This is a genomic window from Methylomicrobium agile (genome assembly GCF_000733855.1).
GTDB classification, from domain to species: Bacteria; Pseudomonadota; Gammaproteobacteria; order Methylococcales; family Methylomonadaceae; genus Methylomicrobium; species Methylomicrobium agile.
This window is the reverse complement of sequence record NZ_JPOJ01000001.1, coordinates 2,629,896-2,655,653: the sequence shown is the minus strand read 5'-3', so window position 1 is coordinate 2,655,653 and position 25,758 is coordinate 2,629,896. Positions and strand designations below refer to the sequence as shown.

At 58.5% G+C, this 25,758-nt stretch carries 24 protein-coding genes; 16 read left to right on the top strand and 8 right to left on the bottom strand.

Going from position 1 to position 25,758, the window contains the following annotated elements; translation table 11 throughout:
- Positions 1 to 78: 78 nt before the first annotated feature.
- Positions 79 to 984: an NAD(P)-dependent methylenetetrahydromethanopterin dehydrogenase gene (locus CC94_RS0112630; RefSeq protein ID WP_005370305.1), complete on the bottom strand. Its 906-nt coding sequence runs from the start codon at positions 982 to 984 to the stop codon at positions 79 to 81.
- Between the two features lie 90 nt (positions 985 to 1,074).
- On the opposite strand from CC94_RS0112630, the gene CC94_RS25065 reads away from it, so the two are divergent.
- Positions 1,075 to 1,206, top strand: a complete 132-nt coding sequence (locus CC94_RS25065; protein WP_281023978.1) for a hypothetical protein — start codon at positions 1,075 to 1,077, stop codon at positions 1,204 to 1,206.
- Here CC94_RS25065 and CC94_RS0112620 read toward each other — a convergent pair.
- Positions 1,190 to 2,098 carry an NADP-dependent methylenetetrahydromethanopterin/methylenetetrahydrofolate dehydrogenase gene (locus tag CC94_RS0112620; RefSeq protein WP_005370304.1) on the bottom strand — a complete coding sequence of 303 codons (909 nt, stop codon included), beginning with the start codon at positions 2,096 to 2,098 and terminating at the stop codon, positions 1,190 to 1,192. The genes CC94_RS25065 and CC94_RS0112620 overlap by 17 nt on opposite strands.
- 133 nt (positions 2,099 to 2,231) lie before the next feature.
- Between CC94_RS0112620 and CC94_RS0112615 the strand changes: the two genes are divergently transcribed.
- The 7 genes from CC94_RS0112615 to CC94_RS0112585 all read left to right on the top strand — a co-directional run bounded on the left by CC94_RS0112615 (position 2,232) and on the right by CC94_RS0112585 (position 8,698).
- Positions 2,232 to 2,840, top strand: coding sequence for a 5-formyltetrahydrofolate cyclo-ligase (locus CC94_RS0112615; protein WP_005370303.1), 609 nt, complete (start codon positions 2,232 to 2,234; stop codon positions 2,838 to 2,840).
- Positions 2,837 to 4,024: a type III PLP-dependent enzyme domain-containing protein gene (locus CC94_RS0112610; RefSeq protein WP_005370302.1), complete on the top strand. Its 1,188-nt coding sequence runs from the start codon at positions 2,837 to 2,839 to the stop codon at positions 4,022 to 4,024. Before CC94_RS0112615 ends, CC94_RS0112610 begins: the two co-directional genes overlap by 4 nt.
- Before the next feature lie 28 nt (positions 4,025 to 4,052).
- Positions 4,053 to 5,048 carry a zinc-dependent alcohol dehydrogenase family protein gene (locus CC94_RS0112605; protein WP_005370301.1) on the top strand — a complete coding sequence of 332 codons (996 nt, stop codon included), beginning with the start codon at positions 4,053 to 4,055 and terminating at the stop codon, positions 5,046 to 5,048.
- 554 nt (positions 5,049 to 5,602) lie between these two features.
- On the top strand, positions 5,603 to 6,706 hold the full coding sequence (locus CC94_RS0112600; RefSeq protein ID WP_031431114.1) for a Do family serine endopeptidase: 1,104 nt from the start codon (positions 5,603 to 5,605) through the stop codon (positions 6,704 to 6,706).
- A gap of 89 nt (positions 6,707 to 6,795) precedes the next feature.
- Entirely contained in the window at positions 6,796 to 7,062 is a 267-nt protein-coding gene (locus CC94_RS0112595; RefSeq protein WP_005370298.1) for a Rho-binding antiterminator, read from the top strand.
- A gap of 180 nt (positions 7,063 to 7,242) precedes the next feature.
- Positions 7,243 to 7,842 (top strand): GNAT family N-acetyltransferase, encoded by a 600-nt coding sequence (locus tag CC94_RS0112590; protein ID WP_005370293.1) that lies wholly within the window; start codon positions 7,243 to 7,245, stop codon positions 7,840 to 7,842.
- The gene (locus tag CC94_RS0112585) at positions 7,832 to 8,698 is read left to right on the top strand and encodes a carbon-nitrogen hydrolase family protein (RefSeq protein ID WP_005370291.1); all 867 of its coding nucleotides are present in this window, start codon (positions 7,832 to 7,834) and stop codon (positions 8,696 to 8,698) included. Before CC94_RS0112590 ends, CC94_RS0112585 begins: the two co-directional genes overlap by 11 nt.
- Positions 8,699 to 8,799: 101 nt before the next feature.
- Here the strand turns inward: CC94_RS0112585 and CC94_RS0112580 are convergent, their stop codons facing one another.
- From CC94_RS0112580 to CC94_RS0112570, 4 genes are read right to left on the bottom strand one after another with little or no spacing between them, the layout of a single operon-like run.
- Complete coding sequence (locus CC94_RS0112580) at positions 8,800 to 9,336, bottom strand: M23 family metallopeptidase (RefSeq protein WP_005370290.1); 537 nt, start codon at positions 9,334 to 9,336, stop codon at positions 8,800 to 8,802.
- Positions 9,333 to 9,857 (bottom strand): protein-L-isoaspartate(D-aspartate) O-methyltransferase, encoded by a 525-nt coding sequence (locus CC94_RS21550; RefSeq protein WP_051911495.1) that lies wholly within the window; start codon positions 9,855 to 9,857, stop codon positions 9,333 to 9,335. The genes CC94_RS0112580 and CC94_RS21550 overlap by 4 nt, the downstream gene beginning before the upstream one ends.
- A gap of 12 nt (positions 9,858 to 9,869) precedes the next feature.
- A complete protein-coding gene (locus CC94_RS25270; protein WP_342633130.1) occupies positions 9,870 to 10,001 on the bottom strand; it encodes a hypothetical protein in 132 nt (43 codons plus the stop codon).
- A 49-nt stretch (positions 10,002 to 10,050) separates the two neighbouring features.
- On the bottom strand, positions 10,051 to 10,722 hold the full coding sequence (locus CC94_RS0112570; RefSeq protein ID WP_005370288.1) for a protein-L-isoaspartate(D-aspartate) O-methyltransferase: 672 nt from the start codon (positions 10,720 to 10,722) through the stop codon (positions 10,051 to 10,053).
- Between the two features lie 268 nt (positions 10,723 to 10,990).
- Here CC94_RS0112570 and gcvH point away from each other — a divergent pair, with 268 nt between their 5' ends.
- The 6 genes from gcvH (at position 10,991) to CC94_RS0112540 (ending at position 16,295) form a co-directional block, all read left to right on the top strand.
- The gene (gene gcvH / locus CC94_RS0112565; RefSeq protein WP_005370286.1) at positions 10,991 to 11,377 is read left to right on the top strand and encodes a glycine cleavage system protein GcvH; all 387 of its coding nucleotides are present in this window, start codon (positions 10,991 to 10,993) and stop codon (positions 11,375 to 11,377) included.
- Positions 11,378 to 11,423: 46 nt separating this feature from the next.
- Positions 11,424 to 11,795: a diacylglycerol kinase gene (locus CC94_RS0112560; protein WP_005370284.1), complete on the top strand. Its 372-nt coding sequence runs from the start codon at positions 11,424 to 11,426 to the stop codon at positions 11,793 to 11,795.
- On the top strand, positions 11,792 to 12,727 hold the full coding sequence (locus CC94_RS0112555; protein ID WP_005370283.1) for a carbohydrate kinase family protein: 936 nt from the start codon (positions 11,792 to 11,794) through the stop codon (positions 12,725 to 12,727). The genes CC94_RS0112560 and CC94_RS0112555 overlap by 4 nt, the downstream gene beginning before the upstream one ends.
- A gap of 5 nt (positions 12,728 to 12,732) precedes the next feature.
- Positions 12,733 to 13,539, top strand: coding sequence for a nucleoside triphosphate pyrophosphohydrolase (gene mazG, locus CC94_RS0112550; protein WP_005370282.1), 807 nt, complete (start codon positions 12,733 to 12,735; stop codon positions 13,537 to 13,539).
- A gap of 239 nt (positions 13,540 to 13,778) precedes the next feature.
- A complete protein-coding gene (locus tag CC94_RS0112545; RefSeq protein ID WP_005370281.1) occupies positions 13,779 to 14,801 on the top strand; it encodes a glycoside hydrolase family 17 protein in 1,023 nt (340 codons plus the stop codon).
- A 297-nt stretch (positions 14,802 to 15,098) separates the two neighbouring features.
- Positions 15,099 to 16,295, top strand: coding sequence for a D-alanyl-D-alanine carboxypeptidase family protein (locus CC94_RS0112540; RefSeq protein WP_005370280.1), 1,197 nt, complete (start codon positions 15,099 to 15,101; stop codon positions 16,293 to 16,295).
- A 188-nt stretch (positions 16,296 to 16,483) separates the two neighbouring features.
- Here CC94_RS0112540 and CC94_RS0112535 read toward each other — a convergent pair whose 3' ends face one another.
- Positions 16,484 to 19,657 (bottom strand): hypothetical protein, encoded by a 3,174-nt coding sequence (locus CC94_RS0112535; protein ID WP_005370277.1) that lies wholly within the window; start codon positions 19,655 to 19,657, stop codon positions 16,484 to 16,486.
- A gap of 83 nt (positions 19,658 to 19,740) precedes the next feature.
- Positions 19,741 to 21,099: a glycoside hydrolase family 30 protein gene (locus CC94_RS0112530; RefSeq protein ID WP_031431106.1), complete on the bottom strand. Its 1,359-nt coding sequence runs from the start codon at positions 21,097 to 21,099 to the stop codon at positions 19,741 to 19,743.
- Positions 21,100 to 21,484: 385 nt separating this feature from the next.
- Here CC94_RS0112530 and CC94_RS0112520 point away from each other — a divergent pair, with 385 nt between their 5' ends.
- Together CC94_RS0112520 and CC94_RS22385 are read left to right on the top strand one after the other, a co-directional pair.
- Positions 21,485 to 21,883, top strand: a complete 399-nt coding sequence (locus CC94_RS0112520) for a group II truncated hemoglobin (RefSeq protein ID WP_031431104.1) — start codon at positions 21,485 to 21,487, stop codon at positions 21,881 to 21,883.
- Positions 21,884 to 22,290: 407 nt separating this feature from the next.
- Positions 22,291 to 25,749: an EAL domain-containing protein gene (locus CC94_RS22385; protein WP_005370273.1), complete on the top strand. Its 3,459-nt coding sequence runs from the start codon at positions 22,291 to 22,293 to the stop codon at positions 25,747 to 25,749.
- The last annotated feature ends 9 nt before the right edge of the window (positions 25,750 to 25,758 follow it).

Here is a 25,758-nt window from a genome sequence, read left to right as displayed (position 1 = left end):
CGTCGATGTGCTTGCCTTTTCTTCGAGCGCAGATTCCGTCCGCGCCCGCTTTCCCTCTCCAGCCTTACGGGATGATGTTTAAACAAATTCCCGCGCTTTGGCAAATGCGTCCCTGAAGTCCAGATACCACGGCTGCTCGGCATCCAGCAATAATCTCAAGAGTTTGTTTTGCAGTTTGTATTTGACGTCGCCCACCGCCAGCGCGCCAATACCGACCGCGCCTTGCGCCCGCTCCGCATATACCAGCGGCTCACCCCTATGGCTACGCTTGATTCCCTCGATGCCGAGCGGCGGCACCGCATTGACATCGGCGGCGACTTTCAGGTTTTTCGCCGTTTTCAACACGCCGGCATTCAATACCTGCACGCCGGCTTTCGCCGTGCAGAAAATCACGTCGACATCGGCGATCAATTCGGCTTTTTCCGCATCGGAACTCGCAAACGCGCCTTTGATATGGCAGCCGAAGCGGCGGTTATAAGCCGCAGCGATTTCGTTCGCGGTATCGAGGGACAAATGATCGACGATCGCAACATCGAGCCCCGCCTGGGAAGCGATCACTGCGGTCGTAATGCCGATCGCGCCGGTGCCGCCGAAAACCAGCGCCTTGCACTCCTTGAACGATTTGCCGTGCTTAACGGCCAATTCTTTTTCGACGCAGGCAACCAGCGCGGCCGCGGTCGTAAAAGCGCCGCTCGGATCGGCCAGCACCGAAATTTCGAACGGCGGCACCATTGCGCGCCTGCAGGCGGCCAGCATGTCGATCGCCAATCCGATGTCGCGCCCGCCGATAAAGATTGCGGTGCGCTTGACGCCGGACGGCCCCCGCGAAAAAATCGCATCCTGAGCCAACCCATTGACATTGTCCAGCTTCACGTTGCTGTACGGTATCAGCACATCGAAACCGGCATCCACAGCCATGTTGATGTCGAACGGACTATTGTTAGGCATCGGGTCGAGCATGTGAAGTACGCTGCGTTTTTCCATCGGGTGATCCTTGTCTTGTTGCGGATAAGCTTAATATAGAGGGGAACGGTTAAAATATAAAGAGAGCATCTCGATCGGCAGGAAAAGCCGATGCAACAAGTTGCCCAGGCATGCGGCAATGCTGCGCCGGATCTCGCAGATCAATCCGGCCCGAACGCGCTGGAAACCGGACATTCTCCGAAACGGCCGGTTTCCAGCAAGAAAATCAAGGATTGGCCTTGATATATTCCCTCGCCACTTCGAAAGCATGTTCGAAATGCAGATAGACCGGCTTTTCGGAGTTGAGCATTTTTTTCAGCAGCAAATTCTGTGCCTGATATTTCACATTCCCGATCGCCAGCGCGCCGATACCGACCGCACCACTGATCGAACCGGCAATCGGCGTGCCGTTATGGAACGCATCGACGCCGGCAATACCGGCCGGAGGCACCGCATTCACGTCAGCCGCGACTTTCAGCTGCGGCGCCGAGGCGATCAATTGCGCGCTCAGCAGTTCGATGCCCGCCGCCCCGGTCGCGAACACCACATCGGCGGTCTTGATGTATTCGGCTTTATCCGCATCGGCGCCCGCGAAGATGGTGATTTTACCTTCGCCGAATTCATTGCTGCACAAATCGGCCACGCTTTGCGCTCTTTCGAGCTGGCGGCCGATAATTCTGACATGGGCGCCTGTGCGGGCCGCAATTACCGCTGCCGCCTGCCCGACCGGCCCGGTCCCGCCGAGCGCCAGAATGTTTTTACCTTCCAGCGTGGTATTGAATTTGGCGATCAATTCGCGCTCGACCGCTGCCACCATGCCCGCGGCAGTCGTGAAAGCGCCGCTCGGGTCAGCAAATACGGAGACTTCGAAAGGCGGAACCATCGACCGTTTGGCGATCTTGAGCATGTCCATCGCCTGTTTGGTGTCCCGTCCACCGATAAAAATTCCGGTGCGCTTCAGATTTTTCGCGCTTCGCGAGAAAATCGCGTCCTGAACCAGCCCCTGCACTTCGCTCGGCTCGACGTTGATATAAGGAACAGCCGAAACCCAGCCCGCATCCATCGCCATATTGACGTCGAACGGGCTCAAATTTTTGGCGGTCGTTAACATGTGTAGAATAAACGGTTTTTCCATGATATCCCCTTGGCTAAAATAACCGGAGAGTATAAAAGAATTTTGCCGGTAAAAACAGCGGAGGCCGCGATACGGTTCAAAATAGCCCCGAATTTGTGTATGATCGCCGGTTTTCGCAACGAAATGGTAGCTCATGCCTACCCGTAAAGCCCAACAGCGCCGCGCCGCCCATCAGGCCCGCGACCGGCAGACCGACAAGGATACGCTCAGCATCGAAATCTGCGCCCGCCTGATCGCTCGGCCCGAGTATCGGGCCGCTTCCACCGCGATGTGGTATATCGGCTGCAAATCCGAGGTCGGAACGCTGGCGGCCCTGCGTAGCGAACTGGCCGGCCGCAAACGCATCGTGACTCCCTATTGCACCGTGGACGAACACGGACGGCGCAAGCTCGGCCTATGGCATCTTGAAGACCTTTCCGAACTGACGCCCGGCACCTGGAACATTCCGGAGCCACCTCAGACACGCAGGGGTGAAACGGGAAAAGAAATGCCGCCTTCCGAACTCGATGTCATCGTCGTTCCGGGCGTCGCGTTCGACCGTAACGGCAGACGCCTCGGCAACGGAGCCGGTTATTACGACCGCCTACTGGCCGAGATCCGGGAAGATGCGGTTTCATTCGGCGTTTGCTTCGAGTCGCAGCTTCTGGACCGGATCGAAACGGAATCGCATGATGTCCCGATGGATTTCGTGGTTACCGAGAAAAACCTTTACACCGGCAAAAGCCGGAGAGCGGCGCGATGAACTTGAGCGCAATCAAAGCCGCACTGCCCTCCTCGCCCGCGTTCGTGATCGACAGGGACGCGCTGCTTGCAAATCTGCGAGCGCTGGAGGCGCTAAAAAAACACAGCGACGTCCGGGTGCTCTATTCGATCAAATCGCTGCCCCTGTCGCGGGTATTGCAGGAGGCAAAACCCTACGTCGACGGCTTTTCGGTCAGCTCGCTGTTCGAAGCCCGGCTCGCGCAGGAAGCGCTGTCGAAACCGGGCAGCGTACATTTGACGACGCCCGGTCTCCGGCCCGACCAGATAGACGCTCTCAGCACGCAGTGCAGCCATATCAGCTTCAATTCACTGGGTCAGTTTCGGCGTTTCGCGCCGGCGCTGGGAGACAAGGTTTCTTCCGGCCTGCGGATCAACCCGAAATTATCCGGGCTGAACGACGTCCGCTTCGATCCCTGCCGGCCGCATTCGAAACTCGGCGTTCCGATCGAGGATCTCGCCAGCCTCGAATCCTGGCAAGGTATTGCCGGCCTGCATCTGCATAACAGCTTTGCGGCGACCGGCTATACGACGCTGACCGAAACCCTGCAAAAAGTCGAGGACTGCCTGAGCGATAGACTGAAGCAGTTGGAGTGGATCAATCTCGGCGGCGGCTATTTATACGGCGGCATCGCCGACCAGCGGCCGTTCATCGATGCCGTCCGAAGGCTCCGCAGCCGCTACGGCGTACAGGCTTATATCGAACCGGGCAAAGCGGTGGTCGGAAATGCGGGCCACCTGATTTCGACGGTGCTGGATGTTTTCGAAAGCGACGGCAAAACCGTCGCGGTCCTGGACACCAGCGTCAACCATCATCCGGAAGTATTCGAATACCAGCGCCGGCCCGACCTGGCCGAAGCAGCGCCGGACGGAAGCTACCCGGCGATTTTGGCGGGCTGCACCTGCCTGGCCGGCGATCTTTTCGGCGAATACCGGTTCGCCGCACCGCTCGCGATCGGCGACAAAGTCGTCTTCAAGCATGTCGGCGCCTACAGCCTGATCAAGGCAAACCGCTTCAACGGCTGCAATCTGCCCGATATCTATATCGCCGCCGGCGGCGGACTGGAATGCGTGAAGCAATTCAGCTATGAAGAATTCCGCAATCAATGGAGCTGCGACCGGGATTTGCCCGAAAACGCGAAAGAAAACGCCGCCATCACGGTCTAACATCATTCACTTATCCGGAGGAACAGCCATGAAAGCCATCCTGATGACCGCCGTCGGCGGCCCCGAAGTTTTGTCCCTGCAAGAAATCGACGAACCGCAGATCACCTCGCCGACCGAAATCAAGGTCAAACTGCATGCGGCCGGCGTCAATCCGATCGACACCAAAGTCCGCCGCCGGGGCGTATTCTTTCCGAACCCGCTGCCGGCGGTGTTGGGCTGCGACGGTGCCGGCAAAGTGGTCGCGGTCGGTTCGGCGGCGGACCGTTTCAAACCCGGCGACAAGGTCTGGTTCTGCCACGGCGGACTCGGCCGCGAGCAAGGCAATTACGCCGAATATACGGTGCTGGACCAACGCTGGGCCGCCCCGATGCCGGTTTCCCTGTCGTATGCCGAAGCGGCCGCCGCCCCGCTGGTGTTGATCACCGCCTGGGGCGCGCTCTTTGACCGCGGCGGCCTCGAAGCGGGCCAGACCGTGCTGGTCCATGCCGGCGCGGGCGGCGTAGGCCATGTCGCGATTCAATTGGCGAAACTGAAAGGCGCGCGCGTAATCACCACGGTCAGTTCGGCGCAAAAAGCCGAGTTTGTCAAAGCGCTGGGAGCGGACCATACGGTCGATTACAAAACCGAAGGCGGCTTTGCCGAAGCGGTCAACCGCCTGACCGACGGCAAAGGCTGCGACCTGGTCTTCGATACGGTAGGCCCGTCCGTTTTTGAAGAAAGCATCCCGGTCACCGCGCATTTCGGGCGTCTCGTCACGATTCTCGAACCCGGCGCACTCAATTGGGGCGAAGCCAGAATCCGAAATCTGCTGATCGGTTTCGAACTGATGCTGACGCCGATGCTGCGGGATTTGGATGCGGCCCGGGACAAACAGATCGCCATGCTGAATCAATGCGCCGAATGGATCGATCAAGGGCGGTTAAAGATCCATCTCAGCAACCGAATGGCGCTCGAAGACGCCGCCGAGGCGCATGAACTCATCGAAGCAGGCCACACGCAAGGGAAAATCGTATTGACAATGTGACGTAAACCGGCAGCCGGTCCCGATAAAAAAAGGCGCTTAACCTGGTCGATTAAGCGCCCATATCCATAACAACATTGGAGAGAGGAGGAGAAAATAATCACGCTGTCCATAGAGTACGTAGTCTATCAAGCATTTTTAATGCCAATCCCTTTACTATCTCCCTTAACCGCCCAAAAATCAGCGTCCGGAAGACGAACCCCTCGCCTGCCATAGCGGTACAGAGCGGACAACGTCAACCCGATCGGGGCTTCGGCTTAAACCCATGACGGCATCGAGCTTGAATCCACATACCGAATCATTGACGAAAAGCCCCCAAACCCACCGGTTTCCGCGATTTACCTGTCGATTTTGCCCAATTGTAGTGCGTATGTCACATCTTTGAGGCAAATTTAACATACGGCCCGCCCAGATCCCTGCAAAGAATTACCGGCCAGTCCGCCCGCTCCTGGGCTACCGGATGCCGCAGAATTTTTGAACTGTTGTAAAACTCGGTTGTTTATTTAAAATGAAAGAGCCTTTACGAAATCGTAATCGGTTGAATCAGGAGCGAGAATATGAAAACGAAAATGATCCGTTTTTTCCAGGTCGTGGCGCTGTTACCGATATTCGCAATAGGCTTGCCCCGGACCGAAGCGGCGGCCGTTCTCCCTTTGGCGAATAATCCCTTGCCTGAGATGCTCAAAAAAGTCGTTCCCGGCGTGGTGAACATCTCGACCCGGACGCGCATCCGCTTCGAAGAAAATCCGCTGTTCAGAGATCCGTTTTTCCGCCAGTTTTTCGACATTCCGAACATGCCCCTGGAACGGGAGCAGCAAAGCCTGGGCTCGGGAGTGATTATCGACGCCGGCAAAGGTTATATCCTTACCAACAACCACGTGATCGACAAAGCCGACAAGATCACCGTCACCCTGCAGGACGGCCAGAACGTGGACGCGAAGCTGGTCGGCAGCGACCCGACGACCGACATTGCTCTGATCCAGATCAAAAACGGCCATCTGGTCGAATTGCCCAAAGGCAATTCCGACCAGTTGCGGGTAGGCGATTTCGTGGTCGCCATCGGCAGCCCTTTCGGGCTGGGTCAGACCGTCACGTCCGGCATCGTCAGTGCGCTGGGCCGTACCAGCCTGGGTATCGAGGGCTACGAAGACTTCATTCAAACCGACGCCTCGATCAATCCCGGCAACTCAGGAGGCGCTCTGGTCAACCTGAACGGCGAACTGGTCGGAATCAATACCGCGATCGTCGGCCCCAGCGGCGGCAACGTCGGCATCGGCTTCGCGATTCCGATCAATCTGGCCAATCAGGTGGCCAATCAGATCATCCATTTCGGCAAGATTCAACGCGGACAACTGGGCGTCCAGATCCAGGACCTGACGCCGGCCCTGGCCAACGCATTCGGGATCCGCCAGCAGCACGGCGCGGTGATCGCCGGCATCGTTTCCGGCTCGGCGGCCGAGAAAGCGGGACTGGAGCGCGGCGACGTAGTCATCGCCGTCAACGGCCAGCCGGTGGAATCGGCCACCAAGCTGCACAATCAAATCGCCTTGATGCAGGTCGGCGACCAGGTCAATATGGATATCCTGCGCAACGGCGAGGAACTGAACATCAAGGCGCGAATCGGCAAGACGGTCGAGGCGAAGCGGTTACAACCTTATTGATTCCAGCCGGAGCCCGCTGCCGGAAGATTCACTGCTGCCTTGTTACATCGGGCTCCCCTTACCCATTGGATAATCGACGGAGTAAAGCCATGACTGAACACCTTATTTCCTGCGACCTTCACGACTATATCGAAGTGGCCTGCATGCACAACTACCGGGTCGAACTCGTCTTGAAGGGAGGCGAAGTGATCGAAGGCAAGGCGCTCGATGTGCTGACCTCTCCCGAAAAACGGGAGTTTTTGGTGATCGACAACGGCGGGCAAAAGCAGCAGGTTGAACTGACCCAGTTGCACAAAATGATCGCATTGACGCCGAATGCATCTTTCAACGAAGTCGAGTTCAAAACCCGTGCGTAAGACGGTTGATGCAGTTGAAGAGAAAATACCCGGTATCGCGTGGCTGAAAATGCATGATTGAACGATTTGTTACTCGAAGCAAAGCCCGTGTTTCGATAGGGCTAAATCGACGGGGCTGCGCATTCGCGCCTAAGCTTTGGTAAAATATTGCCGTTTTTTCATACCGTTTTTAAACCATTCATGTCTAACACTATTCGCATCGAAAGATTTAGCGGCAAAGCCATCGAGCCTTACATCAAGGAGCTAGCCCGCTTGAGAATCCAGGTATTCCGCGAATTTCCGTATTTGTACGACGGCACCTACGAATACGAAGAGAAATACCTGCAAACCTATCTGAACTGCCCGCAAAGCGTGATCGTGATTGCGTTCGACGGCGACAAGATCGTCGGCGCCTCGACTGCGATCCCGATGCAGTACGAAACTGAAGAAATGCAGCGACCGTTCATCGAAAACGGCTACGACCTAAGCGAAATCTTTTATTGCAGCGAATCGGTGCTGGACAAGCATTATCGCGGCCTCGGCATCGGTGTGCGCTTTTTCGAGGAGCGCGAGGCGCATGCGCAGGAACTGGGCGGTTTCAAGTACATCACCTTCTGCTGCGTCGAACGCCCGGCCGACCACCCGCGCCGGCCGGCCGATTACGTGCCGCTCGACAAATTCTGGAACAAGCGCGGCTACGTAAAACATCCCGAACTGAAGACGACCTATCTCTGGAAAGACTTGGACGACGCGGTCGAAACCCCGAAACCGATGACCTTCTGGCTGAAGCATGAAAGTTAAGATCGCCGCCGCCCAATACGACATCGGCTTCCTGGAAAACTGGGACGCCTACCGGCAAAAAATCGAGCGCTGGGTTAACGAAGCCGCCGCCGAGGGCGCGAAGATCCTGCTGTTTCCCGAATACGGCAGCATGGAGCTCGCCTCGCTGTTCGGCCGGGACATCTATGCGTCGCTGAGCAAACAGCTCACGGCGATGCAGTCGCTGCTGGACGGTTACATCGAGCTGCACCGCGGACTCGCTCATCAACATGGCTGCTATATCCAGTCCGGCACCTTTCCGGTCCGGATCGAAGGCGAGATTTACCGCAACCGCGCCTACCTGTTCATGCCGAACGGCGAGTTCGACTATCAGGACAAGATGATGATGACCCGCTTCGAGAACGAGCAGTGGCTGATCAATCGCGGCCTCGAACTGAAGTGTTTCGATACCGAATACGGCCGGATCGCGATCAATATCTGTTACGACAGCGAATTCCCGATGCTGGCGCGGAAACAAGTCGAGGCGGGTGCGAATCTGATCCTGGTGCCGAGCTGCACCGACACGCTGGCCGGCTATCATCGGGTCCGGATCGGCTGCCAGGCGCGCGCGCTCGAAAACCAGTGCTATGTGGTGCAGTCGCCGACGGTGGGACTGGCGCCCTGGTCCGAAGCGGTGGACGTGAATATCGGCGCGGCGGCAATCTATACACCGGTCGACCGCGGCTTTCCGGATAACGGCATTCTGGCGATCGGCGAACTGAACGCGGCGCAGTGGGTATTCGCGGAAATCGATCCGGACGAAATCGCGAAAGTGCGCGAAAACGGCCAGGTGTTCAATTATCGGGACTGGCCGCTGCAGCAGGCGGCAAGCCTTTAGTTGCGGCGCATCCGCAACCGGGAAATTCGCGGCCTAAGACCTGCCAGGTTTTTAAAACCTGGCAGGTCTCTCCGAGCCGCTGCCTTCACCTTTTTCATGCCCTAACCCAGATAATCCGCGGGGTTGAGAAAAAACATCAGCTTCCAGTCCTCCGCCTGGCCGGAATAGCGGCCGAAGCGGGGAATCAAGCTGATGAGCGAGTAATGCAGATGCGGCGGCCTGGCGCGGGCATTGCCGGTATTCCCGACCTTGCCGACGACGCTTCCCTGAGATACCCATTCCCCGGCTCTGACCGCGGCCGAATCCAGATGCGCATAATAGTGCAGCCGCCATTTCGGATCGAGTACCGCCAGCGCCTTACCCCCCAGTTTCAATTCGCCCTGGAACACGACCAGCCCGGAAACCGCCGCCAGCGCGTCCGTTCCGCGCGGGGTGAAAATATCGATCCCTTTATGGACGCCGGACGCACCCCAGACGGGGCTCCAGAAAGACGCCGGATTCCAATCCCTGGGAGCGGGGCCTTTGACCGGAATGATGATACCTTGCTCGAAAAAAAGGCCGATGCCGAACAAAAAGAAAATCGGGACCAGGACAGCGAGTCCGAACCCAAGTTTGCTTTTCTTGAAGCTGGCAGTCATTGGCGTATAGTCCTAACCGAATATAAGTGCACATTGAAGCAGTCGCCGACCGGAGTCAGCATGCGCCCTCCGGGCTTCAGCTGCTTGATCAGAGGCGGCGGAATATGGCTGGCGGCCGCGGTGACCAGCACCGCGTCGAACGGCGCCGCTTCGGGCCAGCCGTAGTAGCCGTCGCCGGTACGGGTATGGATGTTCGCAAGCCCGAGTCTGGCGATCCGCTCGCGGGCGGCCGCCAGAGGTTCGACAATTTCGATGGTGTACACTTCGGCGCCGACCGCGCCGAGCACCACCGCCTGGTAGGCCGAACCGGTGCCGATTTCGAGCACCTTGTCGCCGGGCTTCGCATCAAGCAACTCGGTCATCACCGCGACGATGTAAGGCTGCGAAATGGTCTGGCCGTGGCCGATCGGCAGGGGACGGTTCTGATAGGCATACGGCCGCATCTCCTCGCCGACGAACTGGTGCCTGGGTACTTTGCCCAATGCCGCCCTGACCTCGGAAGACAGCCCTTTCCGCCCCAAAAGCCCCGCCGTCTACGCCATATTCGCTTCGATCTCGGCCACCATCGCCGCGCGCTGCGGTACGTAGGCATCGGTTTCGGCGCGGGCGAAACCCGCGAAAAAGAGCAGCAATACCGCAGTCCGCATACAGGTTGGATAGATCATGGCGAAGTTCCTTCCTCCGAATTTAGCTATGCGACCTTTGCGCTTGCGATTAGTGCCATTTTTTCAAATGATCCTTATCCACCAAAGGCACAAAGGCAACATCGAGGATCTTGCCGAGCTTGTTGTCACCGTGCTCCTGTTTTTCCAGCACGATCAACTCCTGGTGCTCGAAAGGCCGGCCGACCGGAATCACCAGCCGGCCGCCCGCTTTCAGTTGCGCGATCAACGGCTCGGGAATATAAGGCGCGGCGGCGGTGACGATCACGCCGTCGTACGGGGCCTGTTCCGGCCAGCCTTCATAGCCGTTGCCGGTCTTCACGTGAATATTCCGATAGCCGAGCTTTTCGAAACGGGCTGCGGCTTCGACGCTCAAGTCCTCTATCACCTCGACCGTATAAACCTGCCCCGCCAGGAGCGACAGAATCGCGGACTGGTAACCCGAACCGGTGCCGATCTCCAGGATCCTGTCGGTCAGTTTGGCGCCGAGCAGATCGGTCATCAGCGCGACGATGAACGGCTGAGAGATGGTCTGCCCGTAACCGATCGGCAAGGGGCCGTTGTCGAACGCCATCGGTTCCATGCCGGGCGCGACAAACTGCTCGCGCGGCACCTTCCTCATCGCCGCCATCACCTCCGGCGAAAGCGCTTTGCGGCCGGTCAGAAAGGCGGTGGACTGCGTTTCCTGTTTGATGTCTTCCAGCATGCGATGAATATTTTTCATAGGACGTTGACCCGAAAAATCGACATAAATTTGGACTCCCGCGCCCCACAATATACTCGCTTCAGGATTACGGCCAATGAAATCTTCGCGCCGGGCTGCCGGCGGATTCCCGGCCGCGGTTTTGCAGGGGAGCGGATGCCGCAGCGCCGGCGTTTTCCCAGGCTTGGTAGAGAAAGCACGCATTTAGATGGTATGATGGGCAAAAAACGAACGTCTGGCGCAGGCTTGCGCAGCTTAAAGATTTTGTAAATGATCAGGAGAGGACGAGATGAGTGATTTGCCGAACAGTCTGAAATATGCCGCGACCCACGAATGGGCCAAACTGGAAAACGGCAACGTGGTGCGCGTCGGCATTACCGATTTCGCGCAGCAGGAGCTGGGCGATCTAGTATACGTCGAGCTGCCCGAGGTGGGCCGCCGGGTGAAGGCCAAGGAACAATGCGCGGTGGTCGAATCGGTCAAAACCGCCTCCGACTTGTACAGCCCGGTCTCGGGAGAAGTTGTCGAGGTCAACGAGTCCTTGTCCGACAGTCCCGAGCAAATCAATGACGCGCCCTACGATACCTGGATTTTTTGCGTAAAAACCGCAGAGGCTTCCGAACTGAGCAACTTAATGGACGCCGATGCCTATCAAGCGATGATCGAGGCCGAATAGGCGCCCGGACGCATCAATCCGTTTCAAAACAATTTTGTAGTAATGCATGGCATATCAAACTGAAAAAGGGTTTAAACGCATCCTCAATGCGTGCAGCTTTTCGGCGGCCGGCTTCAAAGCCGTCTGGACACATGAAGAAGCCTTCAGACAGGAAGTATTGATATTCCTGGTCACCACGCCGTTGGCGATCTGGCTGGGCCGGACGCCGATCGAAAAACTGCTGCTGATCGGCAGCGTGGTGCTGGTCTTGCTGGTCGAGCTGTTGAATTCGGCGATCGAGGCGACCGTCGACCGGGTCGGGCTGGAACGCCACGAGTTGTCGGGCCGGGCCAAAGACATCGGTTCCGCCGCCGTGATGCTGTCGCTGGTCTGGGCCGCCATCACTTGGACTTATATTTTAATAGGAGTTAAATCATGAGCGCATTGATCTGCGGTTCGATGGCCTACGACACGATCATGGTCTTCCATGACCGCTTCAAGAACCACATCCTGCCGGACAAGGTGCACATCCTGAACGTGTCGTTCCTGGTGCCGGTGATGCGCCGCGAGTTCGGCGGCTGCGCGGGCAACATCGCCTACAACCTGGGCCTGCTCGACGAAGATCCCTTGATCATGGCGACCGTCGGCCACGATTTTGAACCCTACATGCAATGGCTCTGCCAGAACGGCCTGTCGCGGGAATTCATCCGGATTCTCGACAACCATTACACCGGACAGGCTTATATCACCACCGACGAAGACGACAACCAGATCACCGCGTTCCATCCGGGCGCGATGAGCGAATCGCACCTGAATTCGGTACCGACCAACCGGGACGACATTACGATCGGCATCGTATCGCCGGACGGCAGGGACGGCATGCTGCTGCATGCGGCGCAGTTCAAGGAACTCGACATTCCGTTCATCTTCGATCCGGGCCAGGGCATTCCGATGTTCGACGGCGAAGAGCTCCTGACCTTCCTCGGCCAGGCTACCTGGGCGGTGGTCAACGATTACGAGTCCGAACTGCTGCAGCAGCGCACCGGCCTGTCGCTTCCGGAACTGGCCGGGCGCGTCGAGGCGTTGATCGTGACGCTCGGCGCACAAGGCTCGAAAATTTATACCCACGGCCGCTGCATCGAAATTCCTTCCGCCCAGCCGAAACAACTGCTCGACCCGACCGGCTGCGGCGATGCCTACCGCGCGGGCCTGCTGTACGGCCTGATGAACGAATTCGACTGGGAAGTGACCGGCCGGATCGCCTCCCTGATGGGCACGATCAAGATCGAGCATAACGGCACGCAGAACCACAGCTTCGACACGGAGGCTTTCAAACAGCGCTACCGTGAAAGCTTCGACGCCGAGTTCTGACCGACATGCTGAAAAATACCCAACACCTGCTGGACATCATGGCGCGCCTGCGCGATCCCGAACAAGGCTGCCCCTGGGACCTCAAGCAGGATTTCGCGACGCTGATCCCTTACCTGATCGAAGAGGCATACGAAGTCGTCGACGCGATCGAGCGCAACGACATGGACGATCTGCGCGCCGAACTCGGCGATCTGCTGCTGCAGGTGGTCTTTCATGCGCAGCTTGCGAAGGAGCACGGCCTGTTCGATTTCGAGCAGGTTTCCCAAAGCCTCTGCGACAAGCTGATCCGCCGGCATCCGCATGTGTTTGCGGACGCGGTCTTCGAAACCGACGCGGAGCGGCAGGCAGCCTGGGAACAGGCCAAGGACGAGGAACGCCAGGCGAAAGCGAAGCCGGAGGAGCCGGCCAGCGTGCTGGCGGGCGTCGCGGCCAGCCTCCCCGCCCTGCTCGAATGCGAAAAGATCCAGGACCGTGCCGCCCGGCACGGCTTCGACTGGCCCGATACGCCGCCGGTGTTCGACAAGGTGATGGAGGAACTCGAAGAAGTCAGGGAAGCCTGGAAGTCGGGCGATCCCCATCACATTCGCGAGGAAATCGGTGATCTGCTGCTGGTGGTCGTGAACCTGGCAAGGCATCTCGACGTGAATCCCGAACTGGCGCTGAAGGAAAGCACCAGAAAGTTCACGCGCCGCTTTCATTATATCGAACGGCAGGTCGCTTCCTCGGGGCGCAGTTTGACCGATTGCGACCTGTACGAACTCGACGCCTTCTGGCATCAGGCGAAACAGGCGCTCAAACGCAAGGCCGATTGACGGGCGATAGATCGGCAATATCCCTGCCGGACGGGACATACTTCCCCCGATGCCGTTAAGTTAAAAGGGAAGTACCCTGTAGGGTGGATAAGCGAAGCGCATCCGCCACACGGACGCCGGATACCCATAGAGCACAAAAGGGCGCTTCGCTTATCCGGTCTACCGAGTTCCTTAACTTAACGGCATTGTGCCGCTCCGTCCGCACCGTTTTCGCCGTTTCCGCATCTTCATAGGTTTTCATGAGACAAATCTTCTTCCTTTTAGCGCTGTCATTGCTGCTGATGACCTTCCGGCCCGCCGCGGCGCGCGAAAATCCGGGAGCACCCCAGACGCCGCCCCAATCGGAAGCGCTCCAGTGCGTCGCCTTCAGCCCCTACGTGAAAGGACTGAATCCCGATTACGGCCCGCATCCGTCGAAAGCCCGGATCGAGCAACTGCTCGACGTACTGGTCGAAAAGACGCCTTTCCGCTGCATCATGACCTACGGCGTCCTGAACGGCCTCGATGCGACCTTCGCGGCGGCCGAGGCCCGCGGAATCAAGGTGATCGCAATCCTCTGGCTCGACGACGATGTTGCCGTCAACTCGGCATCGATCTCGCACGGCATCGCGCTCGCCCGGACTTATCCGAACACGATCATCAAGCTCAGCTGCGGATCGGAAGTCCGGACCCGCCACGGTACTGCGCTGGACAGCGAGATCATCCGCTGCCTCGACGCGATGCGCGAAGCGAAGATTGCCCAGCCTATTACCACGATCGACACCTGGTGGGAATGGTGCAACCGCGCCACCCCGTGCCAGCAAACCGTTTTCGCCAACCGGGTCGACTGGATAGGGACCAATATCTTTCCCTGGTGGGAAAACAAGCACGCGGGCGTGCATTCGTGTACCCCCGCCGAAAAAGCCGCCGACTTCCATGTCCAGCGCCTGAATGAGATCAGGCGCACTTACCCCGACGTCGAGGTAATCCTGACCGAATTCGGCTGGCCTTATGCGCCCGAAGGCGGGACCGAAGTGAACGCACGCACCGGCGAGCATTGCGGTATCGCCGGGCGCCGGAACCAGGCGTTGGTGATCCGCTCCACGCTGGAAAAAATGGCCGAAAACCGATGGTCTTCGGTGATTTTCGAAGCCTTCTCGGAACCCTGGAAATCCCAAAAGGAGGGCTTATTCGGAGACTCCTGGGGAATCTGTGCGGGAGAGCCCCCCTACGAATGTCTGGACAATCTGGTTCCGCCGCCCGACCACGGCAAGCGGGATTGATTTCTATGGTTAACAAGTATCCTGAGTGGGATGTCAAAGCCGTTACAAATACATTTCTCCCCTTTTCAGTCTTTGCTAAAATAATAAAGACGGGTTTCTGCTTAAGTCGGATTTAGGGATCGAGCTGCCAGGATGAAAAACTTTTGTCTCCTTGCCGCGGAGTTTATGCGGCATACCGCTTAAATCGCCCTGATTTCTTCGGAGATCATTGCGGTCGACCTGCTTTACTCCAATCAGTCAGCCCCTCCTTGCACCCCGGCCTGTTTTGGATCGGTCAGAGTTTTCGAGATTTTTTCAATGCGTAAAGTAAAGTCGTTTGTTATTGTCCTGCTGACGTTCGGCGCGCTGCTGGCGGCCGGCGCCGCCCACGCGCGTCATGCCGCGATCCTGATCGATGCCGAAAACGGCAATGTCCTGCATGAAATCGACGCGACGCATCCCTGGTATCCCGCTTCGCTGACCAAGGTGATGACGCTGTACATGGCCTTTGAGGCGCTGGCCCAGGGGCGTATCGGACTGCATGACGGCATGACCGCTTCCTACCATGCTTCCCGGCAGCCGCAAAGCAAGCTGGGACTCCGCGCAGGCGAAATCCTGACCGTCGAAGAAGCCATCCTGGCGGTGATTACCCGCTCGGCGAACGATGCGGCGGTCGTGCTCGGCGAGCATTTGGGCGGCACCGAAGAGGCTTTCGCGGGGCAAATGACCGCCAAAGCGCGCCAACTGGGCATGTACAATACCCGCTTCATGAACGCGACCGGCCTGCCGAACGATCTGCAGGTCACCACATCCCGCGATCTGGCCGTCCTGGCCTGGAAAATCATGAAGCATTTTCCGAACTATTATCCCTATTTCGCCAGCCACGGCTTTTTCTTCAAAGGCCGTGAACTGCACGGCATCAACAAATTCACGGCCCGCTATCCCGGCGCGGAAGGGATGAAAACCGGCTTTACCTGCGGCTCGGGCTTCAACCTGATGAGTTCCGCATTGCAAAACGGCAAACGCTTGATCGGAATCATCCTGGGCGGCTCGACCAGCGCCGAACGTTACCAGTTGATGATGAACATGATGGATGCGGGCTTCTCCAACCGTTACGGCGACGGTTCCTACCGCAACATCGGCATGATGACCGCCAGCGCATCGGGCGAACCGCCCTATCAGCTCGACTGCGGCAAGCATCCTGGCATCCAGGCCGCTTCCGCGGCCGGCGACGGCAACTATCACCGCGTCGTAGACAGACAGCCCGCCGCCAAGCATTACCGCGCGCACAAGCCGCTTCGGACCGCTTCAGGCTATCATCGCCTTGCCGCCGGAAAGCAGGCCGCCCAAAAAGCCGCCGCCAAACGCAACGCTCCGGCCGTCCGAGCCAAGACCGCCCCAGGCAAACGCAGCGGCGTAACGCGGACCGCCCAGAAAACCGCCGTCACAAAGAAAAAGACCGTAAAGCCGGCCGCCAGCCAAAAAACGGTCAAGAAAACCAAAAAATCCAAGTAAATCATTTTTCGCAAAGCGCTCATCGCGATACACCCTTTCCAAGGGGCAAGTCGCTATAGAGTGCGCTGTGCGTACCTTTTCACCGCTGCTTGCAGGCAATGCGGCAGCGGGGGGCATCCTCATCGAGGCGATCATCCCGCAGAACGAACCCAGCAGCGACCTGTGTCTGGCGGCCGAAATAAGATTCATCATTCCAGCTCGACCTCGACGCGCCGGAAAAGGCCCAGCCGTAGCGACTCCGCCGCCCGGCCTTCCAGTTCCCGGCCCTCGATCGTCCGCTCGCTGCCGTCCCGGCCGTACAAACGGTAACGGCGCGGCATCGCCGCAGCGGAGCCGAAGGTATCCCTGCACTGGGGATTGCGATAAACCAGCAGAGTCGATCCGAATAAGGCGCAGGCCGCGCTGCCGGCCGGCAATTTCTCTTCCGTACCGAAAGGGTGAACGCATTGCGCATCCGCCATGAAAAACGACTTCGACAGCAGCGGCGCGGGACGGAAGCGCAGTTTTCCCCGCTCGGCGACGAAAGGCTCCGGCCCGAGGAAAAGGTAAAGCCACAGGTGCAAAAGCTCGACCGTCGAGCCCGACAGGCGCGCGACGCAGCCGCGCCCGTGCTGGCGCGGATCGACGGTGAAACCGCTGCTGACCAGAAAGCTGGAGCTTTCGGCCGGGTTGCGCCCGTATTCGGCGGGATCGTGAAAGGCCACCAGCAGTTGGTCGATCCGGCGGTAGAATTCATTGACCAGACCGGCCCGCACCATTTCCAGCACGAATTTGTAATGCAGGTGCAGGAAGATCGAGCCGTTCTCCAGCCAGCCGTAGTTGAAAATGCCGATCCTGCCCAGGTCCAGGGCATTTTCCCCGAGCGGAGCGTTCAGCAGGTACATGCCCAGCTTGTCATCGAACAATGCCGACTGATTTACCGCCTCATACAAGGCGCGGGCCTCTTGCGGTTCCGCGATGCGCAGCGCATGCACGAAACCCTCCAGAAACAGCGGCAGCGGTTTTTGGCGAAAGCGTATCACTTCCGCCCGGCCCGGCCCGATTTTCCGGTACTGCGCCGCTTCATAGGCAAAATAGGTAATGATCCCTTCCGGCCTGCGCGCTTTGACGATCGCCGCGTCCAGATGAGACGAAACCGTCTTCAAAAAGGCCCGCAAGCCGGCAATCGAACCCGGCCGTTCGGCGCCCGCAAAGCCCATGAAGGTCTTGTCCCGATAGGCTTCCTTCAAAGCCCCGCCGTCCCGCCAGAAGGAGTCATCCGTCAGGTTCGGGCGCTGCAGCAGCGCTTCCAGCCCGGCCATGAAATCGGCCAGTTCCGCCGGCAAGGAAAATTCGCCTTGCAGATCGGCCAGCGCTTGCGCAGTGAAGTCGACCAGGCGCTTGAGCTCGATCGTCTCGTTTACGGACGAACCGAACAGGCCGGGCAGGCCGTTCAACGCGTCGCACCAGCCCGGCCGGTCGGCCTCCATTTCGATCCCCACGCCGCCCGGGTCCAGGGAAGCCAGTTTATTCACCACGAGCGTCAGAATCTTGCCGAGCAGCGTGGTATAGACGATCTCGCCCTGCCCACCTTGGGCGCGGACCTGGTAGCGGCGCCGGGTTCGGGATTTGATCAAGGCCATCTTGTCGGAACGCGCCCGCACCGCGCCGAACTGGCGCACGCCTCGGGCGGTCATCACGTATTTTTCGGCGCGAGGCAAGACCGCATGGGTGGGATCGAAAAAGGTATAGGTTTTTTCCAGAAACAAACCCTGCAGGCGGTCCGGATAAACGGCCTGGTAATTGATCAGCAAATCCACCAGATAGGTCCAGTGATCGCTCCAATAGCCCCGGTCGAATTCCGCATCCTCGACTTCCTGCGCCTGCGCCAGAATGTCCTGCAAGATCGCCGGCCGCTCGGACGCGGCTTGTTCGAGCGCCGTCCAGAGCTCCGCGTATTTAAACTCGCGGTCGAACAACTTTTCCAGCGCCGGAAACCGGCCGGAATAAGACGCAAAGTTCTGAGGCGACTCGACAGCGAAACTTGAATTCCTGAGCGAACAAGGATTGTAGCCGTCCGGCTGGATCAGGTTGAAGAAATAGCGGATGTTTTTGGCATCCAGGGCCGGATCGAAAAAGAGGTCCAGTCGGCGGTTTTGCAGCACGTCGCGAAAATCGCCGTTGCCTTCCGAAAACGGCGTATCCCGGAGCAGAAAATCGTTGTAATCCCGCTCCAGATCGCCATGCTTGCGGCCGAACAGATACAGGCGCGCGCCGCCCGGCACGGCGGTCGGAAAACCGCCGCGCAGGCCGTTGTCCAGATAACACTGACGGACGTGCGCATCGAACAGCGGGCGGGCGGTTGCGGTAAAGGCAGGCCGAGTGATGCCCTCCGGCAAGCGGCGGTTGACCGCCCGTTTCGCCTCGAAAAAGCTCTCCGCATCGATCCCGGCCAGAAATGAGTCCAGGTCCGGCAGCGAAGGCGCATGGCCGTATAGGCCGTAAAATACCCGGCGCTCTCCCGGCCGGAGTTCGAGGGTCATTGCCTGGAAAGCCGAGGGCGTCCGGTTGGACGTCACTTGAGTGGAAAAATCCGGCCGATCTTCGGAGAAAAAGCGTTCCGGCCTGGATAAATCGCCCGCCAGGCCGAAAACCCGCTCGGCATCCACCACCGCACGGTTACGCTCGCCGTTCAAAAAACCCACGAAAAAATGGCCCGGTATCACCGGTTCGACCTCCGGGGTGTCGGACGGCCAAACCTTCAGTCGATAAAAAGGCCGGTTTTGCTCTACCCCTTCGACCCGCATGAAGGCTTCCGAGGTCCGGCTCATGAACTTGACGCCCCATTGATTGAGTCCGTAAGGCAAAACTTGCGGCAAACCGTCGACGATCTCGATGATGCGGGACTGCGCGGAGAGATTCACGATTTCGACCCGTCTGACCAGGCCCGCCACGAACGCTTCTTCCGGCAAGGTGAACATATCGGCCCGGATGCGGATCCCCACGCAGGGATTGATCTCATCGACCCCGACTTCGTGGGCTGTCACGTAGAGGCGCTGAATGACATCCGGCCCTGCCCGGCGCTGGAAAGGTTCGTGGGCGATCATCCGATCGCGATCGGCAAGCTTCAGAAAGGTCCGGAAGCCGCGGGATGGAGTGAGTTGATACGCCTTGTCGGCCGGATAAAACTCCAAAAAAGCCCCGTCCTTGTTGCGGATGCCGAAACTCGCGACGGCTTGGCCGCGATTGACGTAAAAAGCCCAGGCGGGGCGCCCCCGGATACCGGCAATCCCCGGCAAAAAACCGGCGAAAGGCGGCCGTTCGTTGTACTGCTCGATCACGAAACAGCGGTAATCGTCTCTGAAAGCGTAGGTCTGATTCATGATGCAGTTTCAGAATGTTTTGATTTCAGCGCAACCGGCGAAATCGTTCAAGGCGGGGATCCCGGCAAAGCGTTCCGGCGAGTTCATCGTCGATCGTCGAAAAGATAAGTCTTGATTCCGCGGGCGGGAATGGCGGTCTTGGCCTGTAATCCCGGAATCTTCAGATCAAAGTCGATCGCTTGGCTGGAGCGGTTCAACACCACGGCGGCCACCGTGCCGTCGGCGTTCAAAAACGCGGTCGATTCGAGCGCATCCGAGGTACTGGCGCAAACGACCCGGCGGGCGCCGGGACGAATGAAGCGCGAGAAATGCCCGATGTAATAGTAGGAACTTTGATAGCGAACCGCCCCGGCTTGCGTGTCGGCAATGATCGGCGCGCTGCAGAAATTATTCACGTGGTTCGGCCCGCCGTTCTCGTCCAGAACCAGGTTCCAGTCCACCCAGGCTGCCGTCCAACGGTTAAGGTCCTGGATGATCGAACGGGCATAGCGCTCGCCGGGCTCCCAGGCGCCGAGATGCGGCCAGCCTTCCTGGCAGCCCTCGGTAAAAATCAGGTGTTTGTCCGGGTAGGCATCGTGCGTCAATTGGACATTGTCGAAATGATCGCCGCAATACCAATGGAAGCCGATCCCCCAGACATAGCGCGCGGCGTCCGGATCGTCCAGGACGATTTTGGCCCGTTCAACCATCCGGTCGCGGTTGTGGTCCCAGATGATCAGTCTGACATCGGCGAGCCCGACGCGATGCAGGGCCGGGCCGAGATAATCCCTAACGAAATCGCGCTCTTCCTCGCCGGTATAGAGGCAGGAATCCCAGGTTTGCGAGGCTTCCGGCTCGTTCTGCACGGTCACTCCCCAGATCGGGATGCCCGCTTTCCCGTATTCCCGAACGTAGCGGACGTAATAATCGGCCCAGGCCTGACGGTACTCGGGTTTCAGCCGGCCGCCGCCGTTCATCCGCCGGTTCGTCTTCATCCAGGCCGGCGGGCTCCACGGCGAAGCGAACAGGCTGAGCTGCCCGCCGGCCAGTTCGATCGCGTCGCGTATCATCGGTATCAGGGTTCGCCTGTCCCGGTCGATGCTGAAGTGTTTCAGCTCGACATCGTCCTCGACCTCTGCGTAGGCATAGTTGCCGAGCGAGAAATCGCAGCTGTTGATAGGGGTCCGGCATACGGTGTAACCGTGGCCTTGCTGCGGCGAAAAATAGGCCGCCAGAATTTCCTGGCGCAACGAGGCGGGCATTCTGTCCAGCGTCGTTGCCCCCGCTTCGGTGAAAGCGCCGCCGAATCCCAGAAACGCCTGAAACTTGACCTGGGTGTCGATGAAAACCGCGGGGCCTCCAGGCTCAGAGGCCGGCACGAATTCGATCGGCGCCCGTTCCGCAAGCCGGTCGGCCGTGTCGCGGGCGGTACAGAATTGCCTTACAAGCCGCTGCGCTGTCATCCGGTTTTCTCCGAAGTCGTTTGATAATAAGCCGGCACCGGTGCTTTCAGCCCGGCAAAAATTCGGCTCGACGAAAGCCGAAAGGCGGCCCCGGAGCCCATTTCATTTGGAAAATGATAGCGAATCTTTGGCGCGGCTCATGAATTTTTTCAGCCATTATTTTTCAGGCGGGCGGCAGCCGTGACGGCAAAATACTGATAAAATTCCCGCGGTATTGCATTTGGCATGCATTCGCTATCTTAGCAATCCGTCCGATCCGGGCGGCGCCTGTTGAGCGTTGCGCATCCGGAAGGAAAATCACCGCCCCTGACTGCCCGCAGAAGCGGGCTATACGGCCCGGGCATGAACAAATACAACCCCCGTATCTCAAAGAGCACAATCCGTCATGACAACCCTCACGCCTTACGAGGCCATCGGAGGCGAACAGGCCATCCGCAGCCTGGTCGACCGGTTTTACTTCTATATGGACATCCTGCCCGAAGCGCAAGGCATTCGCGCAATGCATCAGCCCAGCCTGGCCTCCGCCAGGGACAAGCTGTTCAAGTTCATGTCCGGCTGGCTGGGAGGCCCCAATCTGTACATGGAAGAATTCGGCCACCCGATGCTGCGCGCCCGCCATTTTCCGTTCGCGATCGGCGAAGCGGAGCGCGACCAGTGGATGCTGTGCATGAATAAAGCCCTGGCGGAAATGATCATGGATCCGCAACTGAGAACCCATATGCAGGCAGCGCTGCAGCACCTTGCCACGCACATGATCAATCAGGAGACGGAGCGGCTGCCGTAACCCGCACGTCCCGGCAAGCCGATGATCTAAAAAACCTGAGTCGGGATAAGCCATGATGTCTGAGCGAGGCTGGGCGCTTACGGTCAGGCACGAAACAGCGTGTGCCCGACCTACCGGGCTAAATACCCTATTCATTAATTGATTTTTATCCCTGAATAGTTATGAGAAAATATCCGTTCATATAATTAATAAAAAGCTGGCGGGGTGTGCTTGTCGAAACGCGATAGTGAAGCGCCGAAGCGGAAACAGCGGCTCGTTGCAAAATACACTACATCACAATGAAAATCGCAACATTCACGTCTTCATCATGCCGCGTCATGGCCCTCTTACCAGTGCCGGCAAAATCCTCCGCAGGACGCATCGGAAATCTTCCCCTCCCCCGCGCCTAAACCGCTCATGCTTTAGTCATGTTCGATTATAGCGCTGCCTCCTTCATTATCTGCGCGTATATCCTGAGCGCGGGCATTCTGTTTTGGAATGGCGTACAATCGATCATGCTGGCCCGTACTGCCGGGAGCGATCGGCGCATATCCCTGAGCTTTGCGTGCTGCTGTTTGTGCGCGGCGGGGTATCAGATTTTTACCGCGCAATACAGTATCGCGCCGACACTGCGCGAGGCTGCCAATGCCTTGCGTTGGCAAACCGCCTGTGCTTTTGCTTTTTTCCCTGCCTTTATCGCTTATGTCGCAGCGCTTGCCGGACAGCCTTGCGGCAAGCGCTGCCTGATTGTCGCCGTCTCGGTTTTCGGGATGCTGCTGATTGCCAATCAGGCGTCCGAATACGGTTTGCGATACGATACGCCGGCGCGCTTCACGCCATCGATGAGTGTCTGGAACGCCGTCGGCTATCTGGCGATTGCCGGTACCCTGCTCTGGGCTTTGGCCCGCTCCCGGCGGATATACCGCCTCGGCGAACGGCGCATGGCTTTATCTCTGGCGTTTTCCGCAGGCTTGCTGATCGCAGCCGGAGGCTGGGATTTGCTGAGCGATTGGAGAGTGACCGCGCCTTATTATCTGACCGGATTCGGTTTTTTCGGTTTCGTGATATGGCACGGTACGCTGATGACGCTCGAGGTACGAAACCGCATCGACAGTCTGAAATCGGCCGACAGCCGATTGCGAACCGAAATCGAGCGCCGGATGCGGATTGAACGTATTCTGTCGGATCTGCGTAGCGGGATTTCGCGTCAATTCGGAACCGCCTTTCTCGAAGGGTTGGTACAACGCCTCACCCAGCATTTCGATGTCGATTATGCGCTGATCGGCCTGCTCGATGAACCCGGCAGGAACAGTATTACCACGCTGGCGGCCTGCGAGCGGGGCGCGTTGACTTCGAATCTGAGCTATCCTCTTACCGGTAGCCCGTGCGCCCAGGTTATCGGTCGTCACTGTACGCAGATATACGAAACCGACGTCCGCGCCAAATTTCCGGACGATGCGTTGATTCAGGCGTGGAATGTGGACAGTTATATCGGAACATCTTTTTTCGATTCCACGGGGCAGCCTCTCGGCATCGTCGTGATGGCGGGAACCCATCCGTTGAAAGATACCGAAATGATCATCGAGGCGCTCGACGTGTTCGCGGCCCGGATCGGCGCGGAAGTCGGCCGGTTAAAGGCGGAGATGGCGCTGCGGCATTCGCACGCGATATTGCAGACGCTTTCCGATGTGCAGCGCGATTTTCTGCTTAACCGGGATGTGGCCATCACCTTCGAACATATGCTGAATCCACTGCTGAATCTGAGCGAAAGCCAGTATGGCTTCATCGGCGAAGTGCTGATCGACGAGGCGGGCCGGCTCTACCTCAAGACGCATGTCTACAGCAATGTCGTCTGGGATGCGGACACGCGCCACCTCTATGAAAATACGCTGCAAAACGGTCTTGAGTTTCACAACCTGAATTCGCTGATCGGCGCGGTGCTAACCAGCGGCAAAGCCGTTTTGAGCAACGATGCGCCTCATGATCATCGGCGCGCCGGCCTTCCCTCTGGGCATCCGGCCATCGATTCGTTCCTGGGTTTGCCGATTTATCAGGGCGACGACATGATCGGCATGATCGGACTCGCCAATCGGCCGGGCGGTTATAATCTGGAGATCGCGGCTTCGCTCGATCCTTTTTTGAGCACCTGTGCGGCTCTGCTGACCGGTTACCACGCCGAACGCAAACGGCAGGCAATGAAAGCGAAAATGCTGGAGAGCGAGGAGCGCTTTCATGTGTTGGCCGACAGTCTGCCGATCAAAATCTGGATGGCGGATCTCGAAGGGCGTTGTTTATGGTTCAATCGAGCCTGGCTGGATTTTACGGGCCGTCCGATGGAAGAAGAACTGGGTTACGGCTGGCTGAATGATGTGCATCCCAGGGATCGGGACGTGTGCCTGAACGGCTATCAAAACGCGATGGCCGCCAAGGAGCCGGTGGTGCTGGAATACCGCCTGCGCCGGCATGACGGCCAATTTCGCACCGTTCTGGACACCATGGCGCCGAGATTGCTGCCCGATGGGGCGGTCGTGGGTTTCGTGGGCGCCTGCATCGACCTGACGGAACATCGGGCTCTGCAAGCCCGAGTCGAGCATCTGGCCTATCACGACGCATTGACCGGTCTTCCGAACCGGGCGCTGTTGTCGACCCGCATCGAACAAACGTTGAGCTTCGCCCGGATCAGCGGCCATCAGGCGGCGGTATTGTTCGTCGACCTCGATCGTTTCAAAACGATCAACGACTCGCTGGGGCACGCGCTCGGCGACCTGCTGTTGCGGGAAACCGGGCTGAGGCTCGGCCAGGTGCTCCGCAAAGGCGATACGGTGGCGCGCATGGGCGGCGACGAATTCGTCATTTTACTGCCCCGGATTTTCAGCGCGCGGGAAACGGCGTTGGTCGCGGAAAAAATACTGGCGGTTCTGGCGCTTCCGTTCGATCTGTCCGGCTATACGCTGCATGTCACGACCAGCATCGGCATCAGTCTGTTTCCGCAGGACGGCCAGGACGGCGACACCCTGATCAAACATGCCGATGTCGCGCTTTATCAGGCCAAGGCACGCGGCCGCAACAATTTTCAGTTTTTCGACCCGGTGATGACCGAAGCCGGCGAACAGCGGCTGATGCTCGAAAACGACCTGCGCAAGGCGCTGCTTCGCGATGAATTCATACTCTACTATCAGCCGCGCATCGATCTATCGACAGGCAGCGTCACCAGCGTGGAAGCCTTGATCCGTTGGCAGCATCCGCAACGGGGATTGTTGGCACCGAACGCATTCATCCATCTGGCCGAAGAGATCGGACTGATCGGCGAAATCGGCCACTGGGTGCTGAACACAGCCTGCCGGCAATTGCGTGATTGGCGAAGCGAAGGGCTGACCGATCTGCGCATGGCGGTCAATGTGTCGGCCCGGCAACTTCACGATTCCGCATTCCACTGCCTGGTCGAGAAGACCCTGCTCGATGCGATGCTGCCGGCCGCCTGCCTCGAATTGGAACTCACCGAATCCTGTGTCATGGACAATCCCGAAAAAGCCATCGTTGTGCTGAACACAATAAGCCGCCTCGGCGTTCGTATCGCCATCGACGATTTCGGCACCGGCTATTCCAGCCTGGCCTATCTCAAGCGGCTGCCGGTCACTTGCCTGAAAATCGATCGCGCCTTCGTCCAGGGGATTCCCGAGGATGCGGAGGATGTGGCGATCGCCGAAACCATTCTGAGCATGGCCAAACATTTGGGTCTGGTCGTTGTGGCGGAGGGTATCGAAACCGAAGCCCAATGCGATTTTCTGGCGCGTCGCCACTGCAAGGAAGGTCAGGGCTATTGGTTCAGCCGACCTTTGCCGGCCGGCGACCTGATCAACTTCATCAACTCAACCGTACCGACATGACAATCGGGA